The sequence below is a fragment of the Aeromicrobium sp. SORGH_AS_0981 genome, from assembly GCF_031453195.1.
Classification (GTDB): Bacteria; Actinomycetota; Actinomycetes; order Propionibacteriales; family Nocardioidaceae; genus Aeromicrobium.
On record NZ_JAVIZD010000001.1, the window covers coordinates 2,372,959 to 2,390,231 of the forward strand.

Annotated in this window: 16 protein-coding genes; 14 read left to right on the forward strand and 2 right to left on the reverse strand. The window is 72.7% G+C overall.

Annotation, left to right across the window (positions count from 1 at the left end):
- Positions 1-4: 4 nt before the first annotated feature.
- The 10 genes from ftsW (at position 5) to QE370_RS12055 (ending at position 9,109) form a co-directional block, all read left to right on the forward strand.
- On the forward strand, positions 5-1,231 hold the full coding sequence (ftsW, locus tag QE370_RS12010; RefSeq protein WP_253026620.1) for a putative lipid II flippase FtsW: 1,227 nt from the start codon (positions 5-7) through the stop codon (positions 1,229-1,231).
- Between the two features lie 2 nt (positions 1,232-1,233).
- Positions 1,234-2,319 carry an undecaprenyldiphospho-muramoylpentapeptide beta-N-acetylglucosaminyltransferase gene (murG, locus tag QE370_RS12015; protein ID WP_309634494.1) on the forward strand — a complete coding sequence of 362 codons (1,086 nt, stop codon included), beginning with the start codon at positions 1,234-1,236 and terminating at the stop codon, positions 2,317-2,319.
- On the forward strand, positions 2,316-3,731 hold the full coding sequence (gene murC / locus QE370_RS12020; RefSeq protein WP_309634495.1) for a UDP-N-acetylmuramate--L-alanine ligase: 1,416 nt from the start codon (positions 2,316-2,318) through the stop codon (positions 3,729-3,731). Before murG ends, murC begins: the two co-directional genes overlap by 4 nt.
- On the forward strand, positions 3,728-4,453 hold the full coding sequence (locus QE370_RS12025; RefSeq protein WP_253027153.1) for a cell division protein FtsQ/DivIB: 726 nt from the start codon (positions 3,728-3,730) through the stop codon (positions 4,451-4,453). The genes murC and QE370_RS12025 overlap by 4 nt, the downstream gene beginning before the upstream one ends.
- Before the next feature lie 219 nt (positions 4,454-4,672).
- Positions 4,673-5,848 carry a cell division protein FtsZ gene (gene ftsZ / locus QE370_RS12030; protein WP_067858267.1) on the forward strand — a complete coding sequence of 392 codons (1,176 nt, stop codon included), beginning with the start codon at positions 4,673-4,675 and terminating at the stop codon, positions 5,846-5,848.
- 35 nt (positions 5,849-5,883) lie between these two features.
- Positions 5,884-6,600 carry a polyphenol oxidase family protein gene (locus QE370_RS12035; RefSeq protein WP_309634496.1) on the forward strand — a complete coding sequence of 239 codons (717 nt, stop codon included), beginning with the start codon at positions 5,884-5,886 and terminating at the stop codon, positions 6,598-6,600.
- Entirely contained in the window at positions 6,597-7,310 is a 714-nt protein-coding gene (locus QE370_RS12040; protein ID WP_309634497.1) for a YggS family pyridoxal phosphate-dependent enzyme, read from the forward strand. The genes QE370_RS12035 and QE370_RS12040 overlap by 4 nt, the downstream gene beginning before the upstream one ends.
- A gap of 72 nt (positions 7,311-7,382) precedes the next feature.
- Positions 7,383-7,877 (forward strand): cell division protein SepF, encoded by a 495-nt coding sequence (locus tag QE370_RS12045; RefSeq protein WP_067858258.1) that lies wholly within the window; start codon positions 7,383-7,385, stop codon positions 7,875-7,877.
- A complete protein-coding gene (locus QE370_RS12050) occupies positions 7,877-8,179 on the forward strand; it encodes a YggT family protein (protein WP_067858255.1) in 303 nt (100 codons plus the stop codon). The genes QE370_RS12045 and QE370_RS12050 overlap by 1 nt, the downstream gene beginning before the upstream one ends.
- Positions 8,180-8,290: 111 nt before the next feature.
- Positions 8,291-9,109 carry a DivIVA domain-containing protein gene (locus tag QE370_RS12055; RefSeq protein ID WP_309634498.1) on the forward strand — a complete coding sequence of 273 codons (819 nt, stop codon included), beginning with the start codon at positions 8,291-8,293 and terminating at the stop codon, positions 9,107-9,109.
- Positions 9,110-9,310: 201 nt separating this feature from the next.
- Here QE370_RS12055 and ileS read toward each other — a convergent pair whose 3' ends face one another.
- Positions 9,311-12,574 (reverse strand): isoleucine--tRNA ligase, encoded by a 3,264-nt coding sequence (gene ileS / locus QE370_RS12060; RefSeq protein ID WP_309634499.1) that lies wholly within the window; start codon positions 12,572-12,574, stop codon positions 9,311-9,313.
- A gap of 286 nt (positions 12,575-12,860) precedes the next feature.
- On the opposite strand from ileS, the gene QE370_RS12065 reads away from it, so the two are divergent.
- From QE370_RS12065 to QE370_RS12075, 3 genes are read left to right on the forward strand one after another with little or no spacing between them, the layout of a single operon-like run.
- On the forward strand, positions 12,861-13,262 hold the full coding sequence (locus QE370_RS12065) for a TraR/DksA C4-type zinc finger protein (RefSeq protein ID WP_253024451.1): 402 nt from the start codon (positions 12,861-12,863) through the stop codon (positions 13,260-13,262).
- A gap of 35 nt (positions 13,263-13,297) precedes the next feature.
- Entirely contained in the window at positions 13,298-13,852 is a 555-nt protein-coding gene (gene lspA, locus QE370_RS12070; protein ID WP_309634500.1) for a signal peptidase II, read from the forward strand.
- Positions 13,849-14,790, forward strand: coding sequence for an RluA family pseudouridine synthase (locus tag QE370_RS12075; protein WP_309634501.1), 942 nt, complete (start codon positions 13,849-13,851; stop codon positions 14,788-14,790). Before lspA ends, QE370_RS12075 begins: the two co-directional genes overlap by 4 nt.
- 93 nt (positions 14,791-14,883) lie before the next feature.
- Here QE370_RS12075 and QE370_RS12080 read toward each other — a convergent pair whose 3' ends face one another.
- On the reverse strand, positions 14,884-15,852 hold the full coding sequence (locus tag QE370_RS12080) for a hypothetical protein (RefSeq protein WP_309634502.1): 969 nt from the start codon (positions 15,850-15,852) through the stop codon (positions 14,884-14,886).
- A gap of 167 nt (positions 15,853-16,019) precedes the next feature.
- On the opposite strand from QE370_RS12080, the gene QE370_RS12085 reads away from it, so the two are divergent.
- Positions 16,020-17,246: a pyridoxal phosphate-dependent aminotransferase gene (locus QE370_RS12085; RefSeq protein WP_067858238.1), complete on the forward strand. Its 1,227-nt coding sequence runs from the start codon at positions 16,020-16,022 to the stop codon at positions 17,244-17,246.
- Positions 17,247-17,273: the final 27 nt, after the last annotated feature.

Genomic DNA, 17,273 nt, shown 5'->3' on the forward strand with positions numbered 1-17,273 from the left:
TGCGATGAGCACCACCGACAAGTCGCCGCGGTCCTCCGGCAGCGCCGTCGCGGGCGCCCAGCGTCTGCTCGACCGTCCGCTCGCGTCGTACCAGCTCGTGCTCGGCACCACGGCGCTGCTCCTCGGCCTCGGCCTGATCATGGTCCTCAGCGCCAGCTCGGTGCTCTCGCTGCAGGTCTACGGCAACTCCTTCGCCATCGTGCAGCGCCAGCTCGTGCTCGCCATCGTCGGCCTGGCCGGCGCCTACGCGGTCACGCGCATCCCCATGACGCTGCTGCGCCGCCTGATCCTGCCCGGTCTGCTGGTCTCGATCGCCCTCACGCTCGCCACGTTCATCCCGGGCGTCGGCGTCGAGGTCAACGGCAACACGAACTGGATCCCCGTGGCTGCCGGGTTCCGTCTGCAGCCGTCGGAGTTCCTCAAGCTGACCCTCGTGCTCTGGATCGCCGACCACTACGCGCGCCGCCAGAAGCACCTCGACAACCCGCGCCTCGTGCTGCTGCCGATGACGCTCGTCGCGGGCTTCTGCGCCGCGCTCGTCGTCGCCCAGAACGACCTCGGCACCGCCCTGGTGCTCTTCGCGGTCATCGTCGGCATGCTGTGGGTCGTCGGCCTGCCCGGACGCTTCCTCGGCGCGATCGTCGCGTTCGTGGGCGTCCTGCTCGTGTTCTTCGTGGCCACGGCGCCGCACCGCGTCGCGCGCATGCTGAGCTTCCTCAACCCGATGGCCGACCCCGACAAGGACGGCTACCAGGCCGTCCACGCGATGATGGGCTTCGCGCGCGGCGGCTTCGGCGGCGTCGGGCTCGGCGGCAGCCGCCAGAAGTGGGGCTCGCTGCCCGAGGCGCACACCGACTTCATCCTCGCCGTCGTCGGCGAGGAGCTGGGGCTGCTCGGCAGCCTCGTCGTGCTGGTCCTGTTCGTGCTGCTGGCCGTCGCCGGCGTCCGCATCGCCACCCGCAGCCGCGACCCGTTCGCGCGCTACGCGGCCGCGGGCGTCACCATCTGGATCACCGCGCAGGCGGCCATCAACATCGCCATGGTGCTCGGGCTGCTGCCCGTCATCGGCATCCCGCTCCCGCTGCTGTCCTACGGCGGCTCGAGCGTCCTCGTGACCCTGGTCGGCTGCGGCGTCCTCCTGCGCTGCGCCACCACCGAACCAGGCGCCGCCCGCGCGCTGGCCGCCGGCAAGGCGCGCCGCGCGCGCAGCAGCGCCGCCCGGAGGCGTTGACCGTGCGTGCTCTCCTCGCCGGCGGTGGCACCGCCGGCCACACCTCCCCGCTCCTCGCGACGGCCGCCGTGCTGCGCGACGAGGGCGTCGACGTGACCTGCCTGGGCACCCCGCGGGGCCTGGAGACCACCCTCATCCCCGAGGCCGGGTTCCCGCTCGAGCTCGTGCCGCCGGTCCCGCTGCCCCGACGCCCCGGTGCGGCGCTGCTGCGCGTTCCCGGACGGCTCCGCGCGGCGGTGCGCGCCACGCACGACGTCTTCGAGCGCGTGCAGCCCGACGTGGTCGTCGGCTTCGGCGGCTACGTCTCCGTCCCGGCCTACCTCGTGGCGCGACGTCGCGGCGTCCCGCTGGTCGTGCACGAGGGCAACGCCAAGCCGGGCATCGCGAACCGCCTCGGCGCGCGCTTCACCGAGCACGTCGCCACCAGCTTCCCCGACACGCCGCTGCGGCACGGGAAGTACGTGGGGCTGCCGATCCGTCGCCAGATCTCCGGGCTCGACCGCTCCGCCGCGCGGGCCGAGGGTCGCGCGCACTTCGGGCTCGACCCCGACCGACCGACGCTGCTCGTCACGGGCGGCTCGCAGGGCGCCCGCCGCATCAACCAGGCGGTCAGCGGTGCCGCGCGCGACCTCGCCGGGGCCGGCGTCCAGGTGCTCCACGCCGCCGGGCGGCCCGAGGAGGTCGTGCTCGAGCGTCCCGCCGACGCCCCGCCGTACGTCGTCGAGCAGTACATCGACCGGATCGACCTCGCCTACGCGGCCGCCGACCTCGTCGTCTGCCGGGCCGGGGCGAACACCGTCACCGAGGTGGCCGCCGTGGGGCTGCCGGCGGCGTTCGTCCCGCTGCCGATCGGCAACGGCGAGCAGGCCCTCAACGCGCACCCGGTGGTGCAGGCGGGCGGCGGCCTGCTCATCGACGACGAGGCCATGACCTCCGCCTGGGTCGACCAGGTCGTCGTGCCGCTCGTGCAGGACACCGAGCGCCTGGCCCTCATGTCGGCGGCGGCGACCGACCTCGTGCCGCGCGACGCCGACGCCCGGCTCGCGCGCATGGTCCTGGCCGCCGCAGGTCGGGAGCTCGGTCGATGAGGGTCCCCGTCCCCGACCACGTGCCCGGCCCGCACGACCTCGGCCGCGTCCACCTCGTCGGCATCGGCGGGGCGGGCCTGTCCGCGATCGCACGGCTGCTCGCCCAGCAGGGCGTGACCGTCAGCGGCAGCGACGCCGCCGACGGTGCCGTCGTGCGCGCGCTGCGCCAGGAGGGCATCACGGTCCACGTCGGGCACGCGGCGGAGCACGTCGAGGGTGCCGACACCGTGATCGTCTCCACCGCCGTCCGCGAGGACAACCCCGAGGTCGTGGCCGCCACGTCGTCGGGCGCCCGGCTCTGGCCACGGTCGGCGGGCCTGCGCTCGGTCATGACCGACCGGCGCACGGTCGCCGTCGCGGGCACGCACGGCAAGACCACCACCACCGCCATGCTGACCTGCGCCCTCGTGGCCGCCGGTGCCGAGCCGTCGTTCGCCATCGGTGCCGAGGTCGCGAGCCTCGGCACCAACGCACGCGTGGGCACCGGCGACGTGCTCGTCGCGGAGGCCGACGAGAGCGACGGCGCGTTCCTGCACTACGACCCCGCGCTCGCGGTCGTGACCAACGTCGACGCCGACCACCTCGACACGTGGGGCACGGAGGAGGCCTACGCCGCCGCCTTCGAGCAGTTCGTCGCGACGGTCGGCGAGGTGCTCGTGCTCGGTGCCGACGACCCGGGAGCCGCCGCCCTCGCCGCCGCGGGCACCGCGCGCGGGCTCGACGTCGTCACCACGGGCCTGGGCGACGGCCACGACCTGCGGGCGCGCGACGTGCAGGTGGCCGCCGGGGCGACGACCTTCACCGTCGACGGCCTCGGTCTCTCGGGCCTGCCGGTCCGGCTGGCCGTGCCCGGCGCCCACTACGCGCAGGACGCGCTCCTCGCGCTCGCGGTCGGCCTGCGGCTCGGTCACCCGGCCGAGGCCCTCGTGGAGGGCCTGGCCGCCTACGGCGGCGCGCGTCGCAGGATGGAGCGGCTCGGCGAGGTCGACGGCGTGGTCGTCTACGACTCCTACGCCCACCACCCGACGGAGATCCGCGCCGACCTCGCGGCGGCCCGCTCCATCGCGGGGGAGGGGCGGCTCGTCGTGGCCTACCAGCCGCACCTGGTGAGCCGCACGCGTCTCTACGGCGTGGAGATGGGCCGAGCCCTGTCGGCGGCCGACCTCGTCGTGGTCGCCGACCTGTACCTGGCCCGCGAGGACCCCGACCCCGCCGTCACGTCGGTCCTCGTGGTCGACGCCGTCGACGGTCCGCCCGCCTCCGTGGGTGGGCCCGTGGCCGACCTGCACGACGTCCTCCTGCCGCAGGTGCGGCCGGGCGACCTCGTCCTCACGCTCGGTGCCGGCGACGTGACCGTCGTCGGTCCGCGTCTGCTCGACGCGCTGCGCGCCCGCGGGACGGGCGGGGCATGACCGAGCAGCGCTTCCACGAGCGGCGTCGACGCGACCGCCGGAAGCGGCTGCTCCGCTGGGCCGGCGGCCTCGGCGGCGTCGTCCTCGTCGGCGTGCTCGTCTGGCTCGTCTGGTTCTCCCACGTCCTCGGGGTCCGCGACGTCGAGGTGGAGGGCACCAGGACCCTCGGGGTCAAGCAGGTGCGCTCGGTCGCGGACGTCCGCCTGGGTACGCCGCTGGCGAGGCTCGACACCGCCGCGGTCGAGGCACGCGTGGCGGGACTGCCGGCGGTCGAGCGCGTCGAGGTCCGACGCAGCTGGCCCCGCACCGTCCGCGTCGAGGTCACCGAGCGCACGGCCGTCGCCTGGACCAGGGTCGACGGCGACGTGCGCGCCCTCGACCGCTTCGGCATCGACTACCGGACCCTGCGGCAGCCGCCCCGAGGCCTCGTCGAGGTCAGCACCTCGGCCACCGACCCGCGGCAGCGCCAGCTGGCGGTCGTCGCCGCGGCCGCGGTCGTGGCCCGGCTGGAGAAGGACGACCCCGACCTGGTGAAGGCCGTCCGTGCCGTCGAGGCGCCGAGCCGCGACGCCGTGACGCTGCGGCTCTCGCGCGACCGCACGGTCACGTGGGGGAGCGCGGCCAAGCCGGAGCAGAAGCTGAAGGTCCTGCGGGCCCTGCTGCGCATCCGGGCGCGCGGCTACGACGTCAGCGCGCCCGAGCAGCCCACCACGCGCCAGTAGCGGCGCCGGCCCTCGTGGCCCCGGTCGAGCGTGGCCGGACCGTGACGCGTGACGTGCGTGGGCCAGAGCGCACGCGACGCGCGGCGTGTCGTCCGTGACGGCGTCCGCGCGCCGCGTAGCGTGATCCTCGGACGACAGGTTGACATAACTATAACCCTGACGTTCACGTTCAGACTTGAGGGAGACCCCCTCCAGCCCTCCTCCTGAAAGGCATCGCACATGGCGGTCCAGAACTACCTCGCCGTGATCAAGGTCGTCGGCATCGGCGGCGGCGGCGTCAATGCCGTGAACAGGATGATCGAGGTCGGCCTCAAGGGCGTCGAGTTCATCGCCATCAACACCGATGCGCAGGCGCTGCTCATGAGCGACGCCGACGTCAAGCTCGACGTCGGCCGCGACTCCACGCGCGGCCTCGGTGCCGGCGCGAACCCCGAGATCGGCAAGCGTGCCGCCGAGGACCACGCCGAGGAGATCGAGCAGGCCATCAAGGGCGCCGACATGGTCTTCGTCACCGCGGGCGAGGGTGGCGGCACCGGCACCGGCGGCGCCCCTGTCGTCGCACGGATCGCGCGCTCGCTGGGCGCGCTGACCATCGGCGTCGTCACCCGCCCGTTCACGTTCGAGGGTCGCAACCGCTCCGGCCAGGCCGACGCGGGCATCCAGGCGCTGCGCGAGGAGGTCGACACCCTCATCGTCATCCCGAACGACCGGCTGCTGTCGATCAGCGACCCCAACGTGAGCCTGCTGGACTCCTTCCGCCAGGCCGACCAGGTCCTCCACCAGGGCGTCTCGGGCATCACCGACCTCATCACGACCCCCGGCCTGATCAACCTCGACTTCGCCGACGTGAAGTCGGTCATGTCCGACGCCGGGTCCGCGCTCATGGGCATCGGCTCGGCGCGCGGTGAGCAGCGTGCGGCCGTGGCCGCAGAGATGGCCGTCTCCAGCCCGCTCCTCGAGGCCTCCATCGAGGGCGCGCGCGGCGTGCTGCTGTCGATCGCCGGTGGCTCCGACCTCGGCCTGTTCGAGATCAACGAGGCCGCGGGTCTCGTCGCCGACGCCGTCCACCCCGAGGCCAACATCATCTTCGGTGCCGTCATCGACGACGCCCTCGGCGACGAGGTGCGCGTGACGGTCATCGCGGCAGGATTCGACGGTGGCGAGCCGAAGGCGCGCGACGCCTCCCAGCCGGCGCTGCTCAAGGAGCAGGCGGCGCAGGAGCCGGCCACGCCGAGCACGCCGCCGCCGACCGCCGAGACCTACACGGGGCAGAAGTACTCCTCGTCGACGCAGGCCGACCCGCTGCCGTCGGGCGACCCGCGCTCGGTCCCCACGCGCGAGCCGCGTGAGGTGCCCTACGGCGACGACCTCGACATCCCCGACTTCCTGCGCTGAGCACGGCGTCGCCCGCGCGCGCTACCGTCGACGACGTGTTCTTCCACCAGGACCTCGGCTGGGCGCAGGTCGGCTTCACCGACGCCAGCACCGACCTCGGCCGCAGCGACGCGGCCGAGTCGGTGCAGGCGCGACGTCGGGCCGCGCGGTCGGTGGCCGGAGGGCTCGACGCAGGATCCGACGGCACGCTGGACGTCGTGTCGATGCACCAGGTCCACGGACCCGACGCGGTGCTCGTCGGTCGCGGCACGCCGACCCCCACCGCCGACGCACTCGTCACCCGGACGCCCGGGGTCGCGCTCGTGGTGAGGGTCGCCGACTGCACGCCCGTGCTGCTCGCCAGCGAGGACGGGTCCGTCGCTGCCGCGGTGCACGCCGGCCGGGAGGGGTTGGTGCGCGGCGTCGTCCCCCGCGCGGTCGAGCGCGTCGCCGCCGACGGGCCGACCGCACCGCTGCACGCCTGGGTCGGACCCCGCGCGTGCGGTCGCTGCTACGAGCTGCCGGCCGACCTCGCCGACGCGGTCGACGCCGCCGTCCCGGGCACCCGCTCGACGACGTCCTGGGGCACCCCGGCGGTCGACGTGGGCGCCGGTGTGGTCGCGCAGCTGGAGGCGCTCGGCGTCACCGTGCACGACGTCGGCGCCGGAGCCTGCACGATCGAGGACGACCGGTTCTGGTCGCACCGACGCCAGGGCGAGCGCGCGGGCCGCATGGGCGGCGTCGTCGTGCTCGCCGCGGAGGGCAGCCGATGACCCGGGCCGAAGAGCTCGCTGCCAACCTCGCCGAGGTGCGGGCCCGCGTCACGCAGGCGTGCACAGCCGCCGGTCGCGCACCCGAGGACGTCACCACCATCGTCGTCACCAAGACCTACCCCGCCTCCGACGTCGCCACGCTCGCCGGGCTCGGCGTCACCGACGTGGGGGAGAACCGCCACCCCGAGGCCGGCGACAAGGCCGCCGAGCTGCCGTCGCTGCTGGCCGACGGGGTCACGGCGCCGCGCCAGCACTTCGTCGGTGGGCTGCAGACCAACAAGGCCGGCGCCGTGGCACGCTACGCCGACGTCGTCCAGAGCGTCGACCGCGCGAAGCTCGCCCGGTCCCTCTCGCGAGGGGCCGAGGCCGCCGACCGCGACCTCGTGCTGCTCCTGCAGGTCGACTTCGACCTCCAGGACCCCGGTCGCTCCGGCGCCGCGCCCGACGACGTCGCGGCGCTCGCCGACCTCGTCGCCGAGCTGCCCCGCGTGCACCTCGGCGGCCTCATGACGGTCGCCCCGCTCGGCGTCGCCCCCCGGCCCGTGTTCGAGCGCCTGCGCGAGCTGTCCGAGCAGGTGCGCGCGCAGCACTCCGACGCGCGCATCGTCTCGGCGGGGATGAGCGGCGACTTCGAGGACGCGGTCGCCGCCGGCGCGACACACCTGCGGATCGGGCGCGCGGTGCTCGGCGAGCGGCCTCCGCTCCGGTAATCTCACCAGTGTCGTTCACCGACACCTCTTCTTCCTCCGAGCCCCCGCTCACCCGCACCCGACGGAGACATCATGGCTGGCGCAATGCGAAAAGTAGGCGAGTACCTGGGCCTCGTCGAGCAGGCTGACTTCGACGAGTACGACGACGAGCCCACCGGTCCGGTGCCGGCCGTCCGTCGTGAGGAGGAGCGGACCCCCGCGGTGCGCGCCCCCGAGCGTCGGGCGCAGGTCGCGTCGATCGACGACCACCGCCGCACGCCCCGCGCCGTCGAGCCGGCGCCGTCGATGCTCGCCCGCATCGAGACGGTCACGCCGCGCACCTACAACGACGCGCGCACGGTCGGCGAGCACTACCGCTCCGGCGTCCCGGTCATCATGAACCTCTCGGAGATCGACGACGACGACGCCAAGCGCCTCGTCGACTTCGCGGCCGGTCTCGTGTTCGCGGTGCGCGGCACGATCAACCGCGTCACGTCGAAGGTCTTCCTGCTGTCGCCGGAGAACATCGAGGTGACCGACGAGGACAAGCAGCGCATCGCCGCGGGCGGTTTCTACAACAACGGCTGATGGCGCTCTCCACCATCGGGCAGGTCCTCAGCTTCGTCCTGCTCGTCTGCATCCTCGTGCTCATCGCACGGCTCATCCTGGACTGGGTCCAGCTCCTCGCGCGGTCGTGGCGACCCACCGGGTTCGTCGCCGTGCTGTGCGAGGGGATCTACACCGTCACCGACCCGCCGCTACGTGCGGTGCGCCGCGTGATCCCGCCGGTCCGCCTGGGATCGGCCATGCTCGACCTGTCGCCGATGGTGCTCCTGATCGGGATCTACATCCTCCAGGCGATCGTGAACAACACGCTCGTCGGTCGGTGAACACCGCACGGCGTCCGCGGACGGGACGCGTGTGGCAGCAGTGAACGGTGACCGAGTACGGTGGGTCAGAACCACAGTCTTCGAGACGAAACCACGACACGAGGTGAACTCATGCCCCTGACGCCAGAGGACGTGCGCAACAAGCGCTTCACTCCGGTACGTCTCCGCGAGGGTTACGACATGGGCGAGGTGGACCAGTTCCTCGACGAGGTCGAGGCCGAGCTGGAGCGACTCACCGTCGAGAACGAGGAGCTGCGCGCCAAGGTCGCCGCGGCCTCGACCGGCGAGCCCACCGGTCTGATCCCTGCCGTCAAGGCGGAGCCCGCGCCGGCCCCGACACCCGAGCCGGAGCCGGAGCCCGAGCCGGAGCCCGAGCCGGTCGTCGAGAAGGCGCCCGAGCCCGCTCCCGCCCCGGCCCCCGCGCCGGTCGTGGCCGCCACCCCCGAGCCCGCGCAGACCCGCGCGAGCAGCATCGGCGAGGCATCCACCGCCGCCGCGCGCCTGCTCGAGATCGCGTCCACCAACGCCGACCAGCTCATGGAGCAGGCGAAGGAGGAGGCCGACCGCATCGTCGGTGAGGCCCGCACCAAGGCCGAGCGCCTCACCAACGAGTCGCGCGGCAAGGCCGACCGCCTCGAGACCGACGCCCGCATCCGCGCGCAGAAGCTCGACGAGGAGACCAACGAGCGCCGCCAGCAGGCCGTCGCCGCCATCGAGCGGGAGCGCTACGAGCTCCAGCGCGAGGTCGAGCACCTGCGGGCCTACGAGCGCGAGTACCGGGCCCGGCTCAAGAACTACTTCCAGAGCCAGCTCGACCAGCTCGCGGCGAACGAGAACACCCCGGCTGCCGCCAACCAGGGCCAGAACGACGGGTCGCCCCGCCGCCTGCGCTCCCTGCTCGGCGACGAGGACAGCAACGCCTCGCTCTGACACCAGCACGACGAAGGCCCCCACCGTCCGGTGGGGGCCTTCGTCGTCCCCGACCGAAGATTCCCAGGTCGACCTGGGAATCTCCGCGGACCACGGGAAACTCAGCGAGGCACGGAGAGCAAGCCGTGCTTGGAGGAGATTCCCGTGCCCGGTGGGGAGATTCCCAGGTCGACCTGGGAATCTCCCCACCTGTGCAGGGCGTCAGGCCCTGACCACGGCGACCCGGGCGCTGGCGCCGGTGACGTCGATGCTCGTGCCCTCGGCGAGGTCGCCGAGGTGCACCGACGTCGCGAGCGTCTCGCCCGCCACGAGCGACTCGTGGGTGCGGACCGCGTCGAGGACGGCGGCGTCGCCGTCGACGTGCAGGACGATCCGGTCCGAGACCGACAGGCCGGCGTCGCGTCGGGCCTGCTGGACGCCGCGCACGACGTCGCGAGCCAGGCCCTCGGCCTCGAGCTCGGGCGTCACGGTGGTGTCGAGCGCGACGAAGCCGCCGCGGGGGAGCACCGCGATCTCGGTGCCGCCCGACGCGCCCGCCACCTGCTCGAGGGTGAACTCGCCCTCCTGCAGCGCGATGCCGCCGGACGTGACCGTGCCGTCGTCGGCCACCGACCAGTCGCCCGACTTCGACCCCTTGATCGCCTGCTGCACGTCCTTGCCGAGACGCGGACCGGCGACGCGGGCGTGCACGGTCAGGCGCGACGTCAGCCCGTGCGCGGCGGCCTCCTCGGAGTCGGCCGCGACGAAGCGGACCTCCCGCACGTTCAGCTCGCGGGCGACGACGTCCTCGAACCCCGACAGTGCTGCAGGGTCGGGCACGGCGACCTCGAGCAGGGGCAGCGGCAGCCGCACGCGCAGCGCCGCCGCCTTGCGCAGCGCCGACCCGGCGGAGCAGACCTCACGCACCTGGTCCATCGCGTCGACGAGGGCGTCGTCGACGACGAACGCGTCGGCGTCGGGCCAGTCGGTCAGGTGCACCGAGCGCCCGCCGGTGAGGCCGCGCCAGATCTCCTCGCTGACCAGCGGCAGCAGCGGGGCGACGACGCGGCACACCGTCTCGAGCACGGTGTAGAGGGTGTCGAACGGCGCGCGCTGCTCGTCGCTCAGCTCGCCCTCGGCGTCGGACAGCCAGAACCGCTCGCGCGAGCGTCGGATGTACCAGTTCGTCAGGACGTCGAGGAACTCACGCGTCGACTCGCAGGCCTCGGCGATGGCGTAGTCGTCGAGATGGGTCGTCATCTCGCGCACCCAGCGGCCGAGCTTCGCGACCACGTACCGGTCGAGCGGGTCGGCCGGAGCCGCCTCGAGCGGACGCGCGTCGTACCCGGCCGCGTTCGCGTACAGCCCGAGGAACGCCCAGCTGTTCCACAGCGGGATCATCACCTGGCGCACGCTGTCGCGGATGCCCTGCTCGGTGACCACCAGGTTGCCGCCGCGCAGGATCGGCGACGCCATGAGGAACCAGCGCATCGCGTCGGCGCCGTCGCGGTCGAAGACCTCCGAGACGTCCGGGTAGTTGCGCAGCGACTTGCTCATCTTGTTGCCGTCGGAGCCGAGGACGATGCCGTGGCTGACGCACGTCTCGAACGCCGGCCGGTCGAACAGCGCCGTCGCCAGCACGTGCAGCGTGTAGAACCAGCCGCGCGTCTGGCCGATGTACTCGACGATGAAGTCGGCCGGGAAGTGTCCCTCGAACCACTCGCCGTTCTCGAACGGGTAGTGGTTCTGCGCGAACGACATCGACCCGGAGTCGAACCAGACGTCGAGCACGTCGGGCACGCGGCGCATCATCGACGTCCCGGTCGGGTCGTCGGGGTTCGGACGCACCAGGTCGTCGACGTACGGACGGTGCAGGTCGGGCACGCCGTCCTTCAACGGCAGCGTGCCGAAGTCGCGCTCGATCTCCTCGAACGAGCCGTAGACGTCGATCCGCGGGTACGCGGGGTCGTCGCTCTTCCACACCGGCACGGGGGAGCCCCAGAAGCGGTTGCGGGTGATCGACCAGTCGCGCGCGTTCTCCAGCCACTTGCCGAACTGTCCGTCGCGGATGTGGTCGGGCACCCAGCGGATCTGCTGGTTCAGCTCGACCATGCGGTCCTTGAAGGCCGTCACGCGGACGAACCACGACTCGACGCCCTTGTAGATCAGGGGCTGACGGCAGCGCCAGCAGTGCGGGTAGGAGTGGTCGTACGTCTCGCGCCGCAGGAGCAGCGTGCCCGACGTGACCGCGCCCGTGCCGTTCTTGAGGTTGTCGATCACGTGCGGGTTCGCGTCGAAGACCTGCATGCCGGCGTAGTGGCTGACCGGCTCCGTGAACCGGCCGTCCTTCGCCACGGGCATGACCGGCGCGATGCCCTCACGGTCCGTGACCTCCTTGTCGACCTCGCCGAACGCGCCGGCGCTGTGCACCAGCCCGGTGCCGTCGGTGGTCGTGACGGCCTCGTCGGCCGCGACCACGCGGAACGCGTTCTCGTGGTCGGCGTAGTAGGAGAACGGCGGCGCGTAGACCAGGCCGACGAGGTCGGCGCCGGTGCCGCGCCACACGACGGTCGGCTCGTCGCCGAGCTCGCGGGCGTACGCGCCCAGGCGCGCCTCGGCGAGGACCAGCCGGGTGTCGCCCGCCGCCCGCGGCCCGGCACCCCCGCCGGGCTCGTGCTCGACCGCGACGTAGTCGATGTCGGTCCCGACCATGACCGCGAGGTTCGACGGCAGCGTCCAGGGCGTGGTGGTCCAGATCATCAGGCGCGCGCCCTGCAGCTCGCCGGGCGTCGTGATCTCGAAGCCGACGGTGACGGCCGGGTCCTGCCGGTTCTGGTAGACGTCGTCGTCCATCCGCAGCTCGTGGTTCGACAGCGGCGTCTCGTCGTTCCAGCAGTAGGGGAGCACCCGGAAGTCCTCGTACACGAGGCCCTTCTCGTGCAGCTGCTTGAACGCCCAGATGACCGACTCCATGTACTCCGGGTTCAGCGTCCGGTAGTCGTGCTCGAAGTCGACCCAGCGGGCCTGGCGCGTCACGTACGCCTCCCACTCGCCGGTGTACTTCAGCACCGACGCACGGCACGCCTCGTTGAACCGGTCGATGCCCATCGCGACGATCTCGTCGGTCGTCTTGATGCCGTTGAGGCGCATCGCCTCGAGCTCGGCCGGCAGCCCGTGGGTGTCCCAGCCGAAGCGACGCTCGACCCGGCGGCCGCGCATCGTCTGGTAGCGGGGGACGAGGTCCTTCACGTAGCCCGTCAGCAGGTGCCCGTAGTGGGGCAGGCCGTTGGCGAACGGGGGACCGTCGTAGAAGACGAACTCGTTCGAGCCGTCCTCGCCGGGGTCGCGGGCGTCGACGCTCGCGCGGAAGGTGCCGTCGTCCTTCCAGTACGCCAGGACACGCTCCTCGATGTCGGGGAAGCGCGGCGTGGAGGGGACGTCGCCGGCGGGCTGGTCGAGGCCCGTCTGCGCCTTGGGGTACGTCATGCGGCTGCTCCTGGAGGGGTCGTTCTCTGCCTCGAGGACGACCCTGGGGAGGACCGCGGTACCACCTCGGTTGCCGCCGCCGGACCTGCCGACCGCGACCACTCGTCGAACGGCTGTGACGGGCCACCCGTCCGGTTCTACTGAGGCCTTGGGGGAGGCCCGTTCTTCCGGAAGCTCGCCGCTGATGACGGCTCGGACGCTGCTGGAGCCAGCGTACTCCGCCCGTCGGCGCGACCGCGCCCTGGGCGAAGTTGTGCCTCTAGGGGCCCGGGTCTACTGTTCCCGCATGACCGAGACCACCCTGGCCGTGCGGGGCGACGAGGATCCCTGGACCTCCGACGAGACCGCGGCCGTCCGCGCCGAGCTGGAGGACGACCTCGTCCGGCTCCGCAAGGAGCTCGACCTCTCCGCCAAGGAGCTGCAGGACCTGCTGCGCGACGGCGTCGACGGCGCCGGCAACGACCAGGCCGACGTCGGCTCCACGAGCCTCGAGCGGGACGCGGAGATGTCGCTCGCCGCGAACCAGCGCGTCCTCCTGCTGCAGACCGAGAAGGCGCTCGACCGGCTGGGCAAGGGCACGTACGGGGCCTGCGAGACGTGTGGCGAGCCGATCGGCAAGCTGCGCCTGCAGGCCTTCCCGCGCGCCACGCTCTGCAAGGCGTGCAAGCAGCGCGAGGAGCGTCGCTGACCCTGCGCGTGGGTCCCCGTGGGACGATGACGGCGATGCCTGAATCCTCCGAAGCGGCCTCCGTGCCCACGCCCCGTCGTCGGGTCGTGCCGCTGTTCCTCGCCGTCGTCGCCGTCGCCTGGGTGGTCGACCAGCTCACCAAGGTGCTCGCCGTCGACCGGCTCGCCGACCGCGCCGAGCCGATCCGCCTCGTGCCTGGCGTGCTCGAGCTGACCTTCCTGCGCAACCCTGGCGCGGCGTTCGGCATGGGCGCCTCCATGACGGTGCTGCTCAGCCTGGTCGCCGTCGCGGTCTGCGTCGCCGTCGTGCGGCTCGCGGCCCGGCTGCGCGACCGGGTCTGGACCGTGGCGCTGGTGCTGCTGCTCGCCGGCGCGCTCGGCAACCTCACCGATCGCGTCTTCCGCGAGCCCGGACCCTTCCGCGGCCACGTCGTCGACTTCATCGACTACGGCGGCCTCTTCGTCGGGAACGTCGCCGACATCTACCTGACCGTCGCGGCCGTCCTCGTCGTCATCCGCACCTGGCAGGGCGTCGGCATCGACGGCACCCGGGCCGAGGCGGACGAGTCCGGCGCGAAGGACCGCGCATGAGCGCCGAGGTCGGGCAGGAGCACCGGGTCATCTCGGTGCCCGAGGGCCTCGCCGGTGAGCGGGTCGACTCCGCCCTCGCGCGTCTGCTGGGACTGTCGCGCACCCGCGCGAGCGAGCTGGTCGCCGAGGGCCACGTGCTCCTCGACGGCCAGGTGCCGCAGAAGTCCGAGCGCGTCGAGCCCGGCGCGCTGCTCGAGGCCACCATTCCCGCGCCCCGGGTCGCGACCGTCGTCGCCGAGCAGGTCGAGGGCATGAGCATCGTCTACCAGGACGACGACATCGTCGTCGTCGACAAGCCCGTCGGCGTCGCCGCCCACCCCAGCGTCGGGTGGGAGGGGCCCACCGTCGTCGGGCACCTGGCCGGCGCCGGTGTCCGCATCTCCACGTCGGGCGCGCCGGAGCGGCAGGGCATCGTGCAACGGCTCGACGTCGGCACGAGCGGCCTCATGACGATCGCGAAGTCCGAGCGGGCGTACAGCGTCCTCAAGCAGGCGTTCCGCGACCGCACGGTGGAGAAGACGTACCACTCGCTCGTGCAGGGTCACCCCGACCCGCACACGGGCACGATCGAGGCCCCGATCGCCCGGCACCCGAAGCACGACTTCAAGTTCACGGTGCGCGCCGACGGCCGGCCCAGCGTCACGCACTACGACACGCTCGAGGCGCACCGGTTCGCGTCGCTGCTGACCATCAAGCTCGAGACGGGACGCACGCACCAGATCCGCGTGCACATGAGCGCGCTGCACCACCCCTGCGTCGGCGACCTGCAGTACGGCGCCGACCCGACGCTCGCGGCCCGGGTCGGGCTCGACCGGCAGTGGCTGCACGCCGTCCACCTCGGCTTCGACCACCCGACCACGGGCGAGCGCGTCGACTTCGAGAGCCCCTACCCGGCCGACCTCGCCCACGCCCTCGACGTCGTCCGCGACGCCCACTGACCCACCCCCACCACCCTCACCCCCACCCCGCTGAGTGTGACGTTTGCGGGGTGGATCCGCGCTTTTCGGCCCGCAAACGTCACACTCAGCGGGTCAGAGCCAGGGGCGGGCGCCCGGCCAGGTGGACCACCACCGGGGAGGGTCGAGCGTCCAGCGACGTCGAGACGTGCGGGCGGCGTCGAGTCGGCCTCGGACGATGCGCGCGCTCAGGCCCCACCGATCGCGATGGTCGAGGGCCGTCGCGCGCACGACCACGCACCCGGCGCGCTCGAACGCCTCCTCTCGACGGTTGTCGAGCGTGTGCTGCTCGATCTCACGGTGCCCGGCCCCGTCGGTCTCGATCACCAGTCCGGTCTCGGGGTCGACGAGGTCGGCGACCCCGAGCAGGGCACCGTCGAGGTCGAAGAGTGGAGCGTTGACCCGAAGGCCCGTCAGACCTGCGTCGAGCTGGGCGACGAGCCGGGTGCGGGTCTCGGCCGGGCTGGCAGAGCGTTCGGAGGCGAGGTCGAGAGCCCTGCGGACCTGCACGACTCCGCGGACCTTGACGTGACGAGCCTCGACCCGACGCACGGCGTCCAGCGTCGTACGGGGCCGGCGGTGCGTGGCGCTGACCGCCATGTCGATCGCGACGACGGCGGCCCGCAGGTCCGGTGCCGTACGCGCTTCGTCGAAGGCGGCTCGAGCGAGCGTCGTCACAGCGACACGCTCCCCGACGTCGACCGCCGTGAGCTCCTCGGCAAGGATCCGGCCGCGGAACGGCGTGATCACGTCGCGACGTCGGAGCTGGGTGCCGGGCGAGCAGTGGACCAGCGCCGGCCGCACCCCGTCGCCGGTCCGCCCGTCGAACCAGTCGTTGCCCTGGAGGAACAGCGAGGCCCAGCCGCCGAGCGCCGTGCCGGGGAGAAGCAGCCCGACGGCGTCGTCGACCCGCTGCACGTGCGCGGCCGCGTCGAGCCCGGCTGGCCGCAACAGCCCATGGGCGCGGCGCTCCATCGTCGGACCGCGGGCCACGTCGGGGGTCAGGCCCGTCCGAAGGTGGTGCGCGGTGCGACGGGCGTGCATGGTCCCACCGTCGCGTCGACCTGGCGCGCGGTCATCCCGCCGTCCACACCCCGCTGAGCGTGACGTTCGCGGGCCGATTCCTGGGATTCTGGCCCGCGAACGTCACACTCAGGGGGAGCGGCGTCACACTCAGCGGGGTGGGGAGGGGCGTCTGGGAGGATGACGGCATGCCCAGCCAGCGTGTGCGCCAGTCCGAGAAGCTGAGGGACGTCCTCTACGACATCCGCGGACCCGTGAGTGCCCGCGCCGCCGCCCTGGAGGCCGAGGGGCACCGGATCCTCAAGCTCAACATCGGCAACCCGCAGCCGTTCGGGTTCGACGCGCCCGCGGAGATCCTGCAGGACGTCATCGCCGCCCTGCCCGACTCCGCCGGCTACTCCGACTCGCGCGGCATCCAGTCGGCCCGTCGCGCCGTCGTGCACCACTACCAGCTGGTCGACGGCTTCCCGGCGCTCGACGTCGACGACGTGTGGATCGGCAACGGCGTCTCCGAGCTCATCCAGATGGCCCTGCAGGCGTTGCTCGACAACGGCGACGAGGTGCTCATCCCCATCCCGGACTACCCGCTCTGGACGGCCGTGACCAATCTCGCCGGCGGCACGCCCGTGCACTACCGGTGCGACGAGCAGAACGAGTGGAACCCCGACCTCGAGGACCTCGAGTCCAAGATCACCGAGCGCACGAAGGTCATCGTCGTCATCAACCCGAACAACCCGACGGGCGCGGTCTACTCGCGGGAGACGCTCGCCGGCATCGCCGACCTCGCGCGCCGGCACGGGCTCGTCCTCATGGCCGACGAGATCTACGACAAGATCCTCTACGACGACGCCGAGCACGTCTCGCTCGCGACGCTCGCGCCCGACGTCCTCACGCTGACCTTCAACGGCCTGTCCAAGGCCTACCGGGTGTGCGGCTACCGCGCGGCGTGGCTCGTGGTCACCGGACCGCTCGAGGGCGCGCGCGACTACCTCGAGGGCATCACGCTGCTCGCGTCGATGCGGCTGTGCCCCAACGTCCCGGCCCAGAACGCCATCCAGGTGGCGCTCGGCGGGTACCAGAGCATCAAGGACCTCGTGCTGCCCGGCGGCCGCCTGGTCGAGCAGCGCGACACCGCCGTCAAGGAGCTCAACGCCATCCCGGGCGTGTCCGTCGTGGAGCCCAAGGGCGCCCTCTACGTGTTCCCGCGGCTCGATCCCGAGGTGCACGAGATCCGCGACGACCAGCAGCTCGTGCTCGACCTGCTCCTCAAGGAGAAGATCCTCCTGACGCAGGGCACGGGCTTCAACTGGCCCGACCCCGACCACCTGCGCATCGTCACGCTGCCGTGGGCGCAGGACCTGCGCGACGCCATCCAGCGCCTCGGCAACTTCCTCGCCAGCTACCGCCAGGACTGAGCCCGCTCGGGGTCCGGATCTCATCCC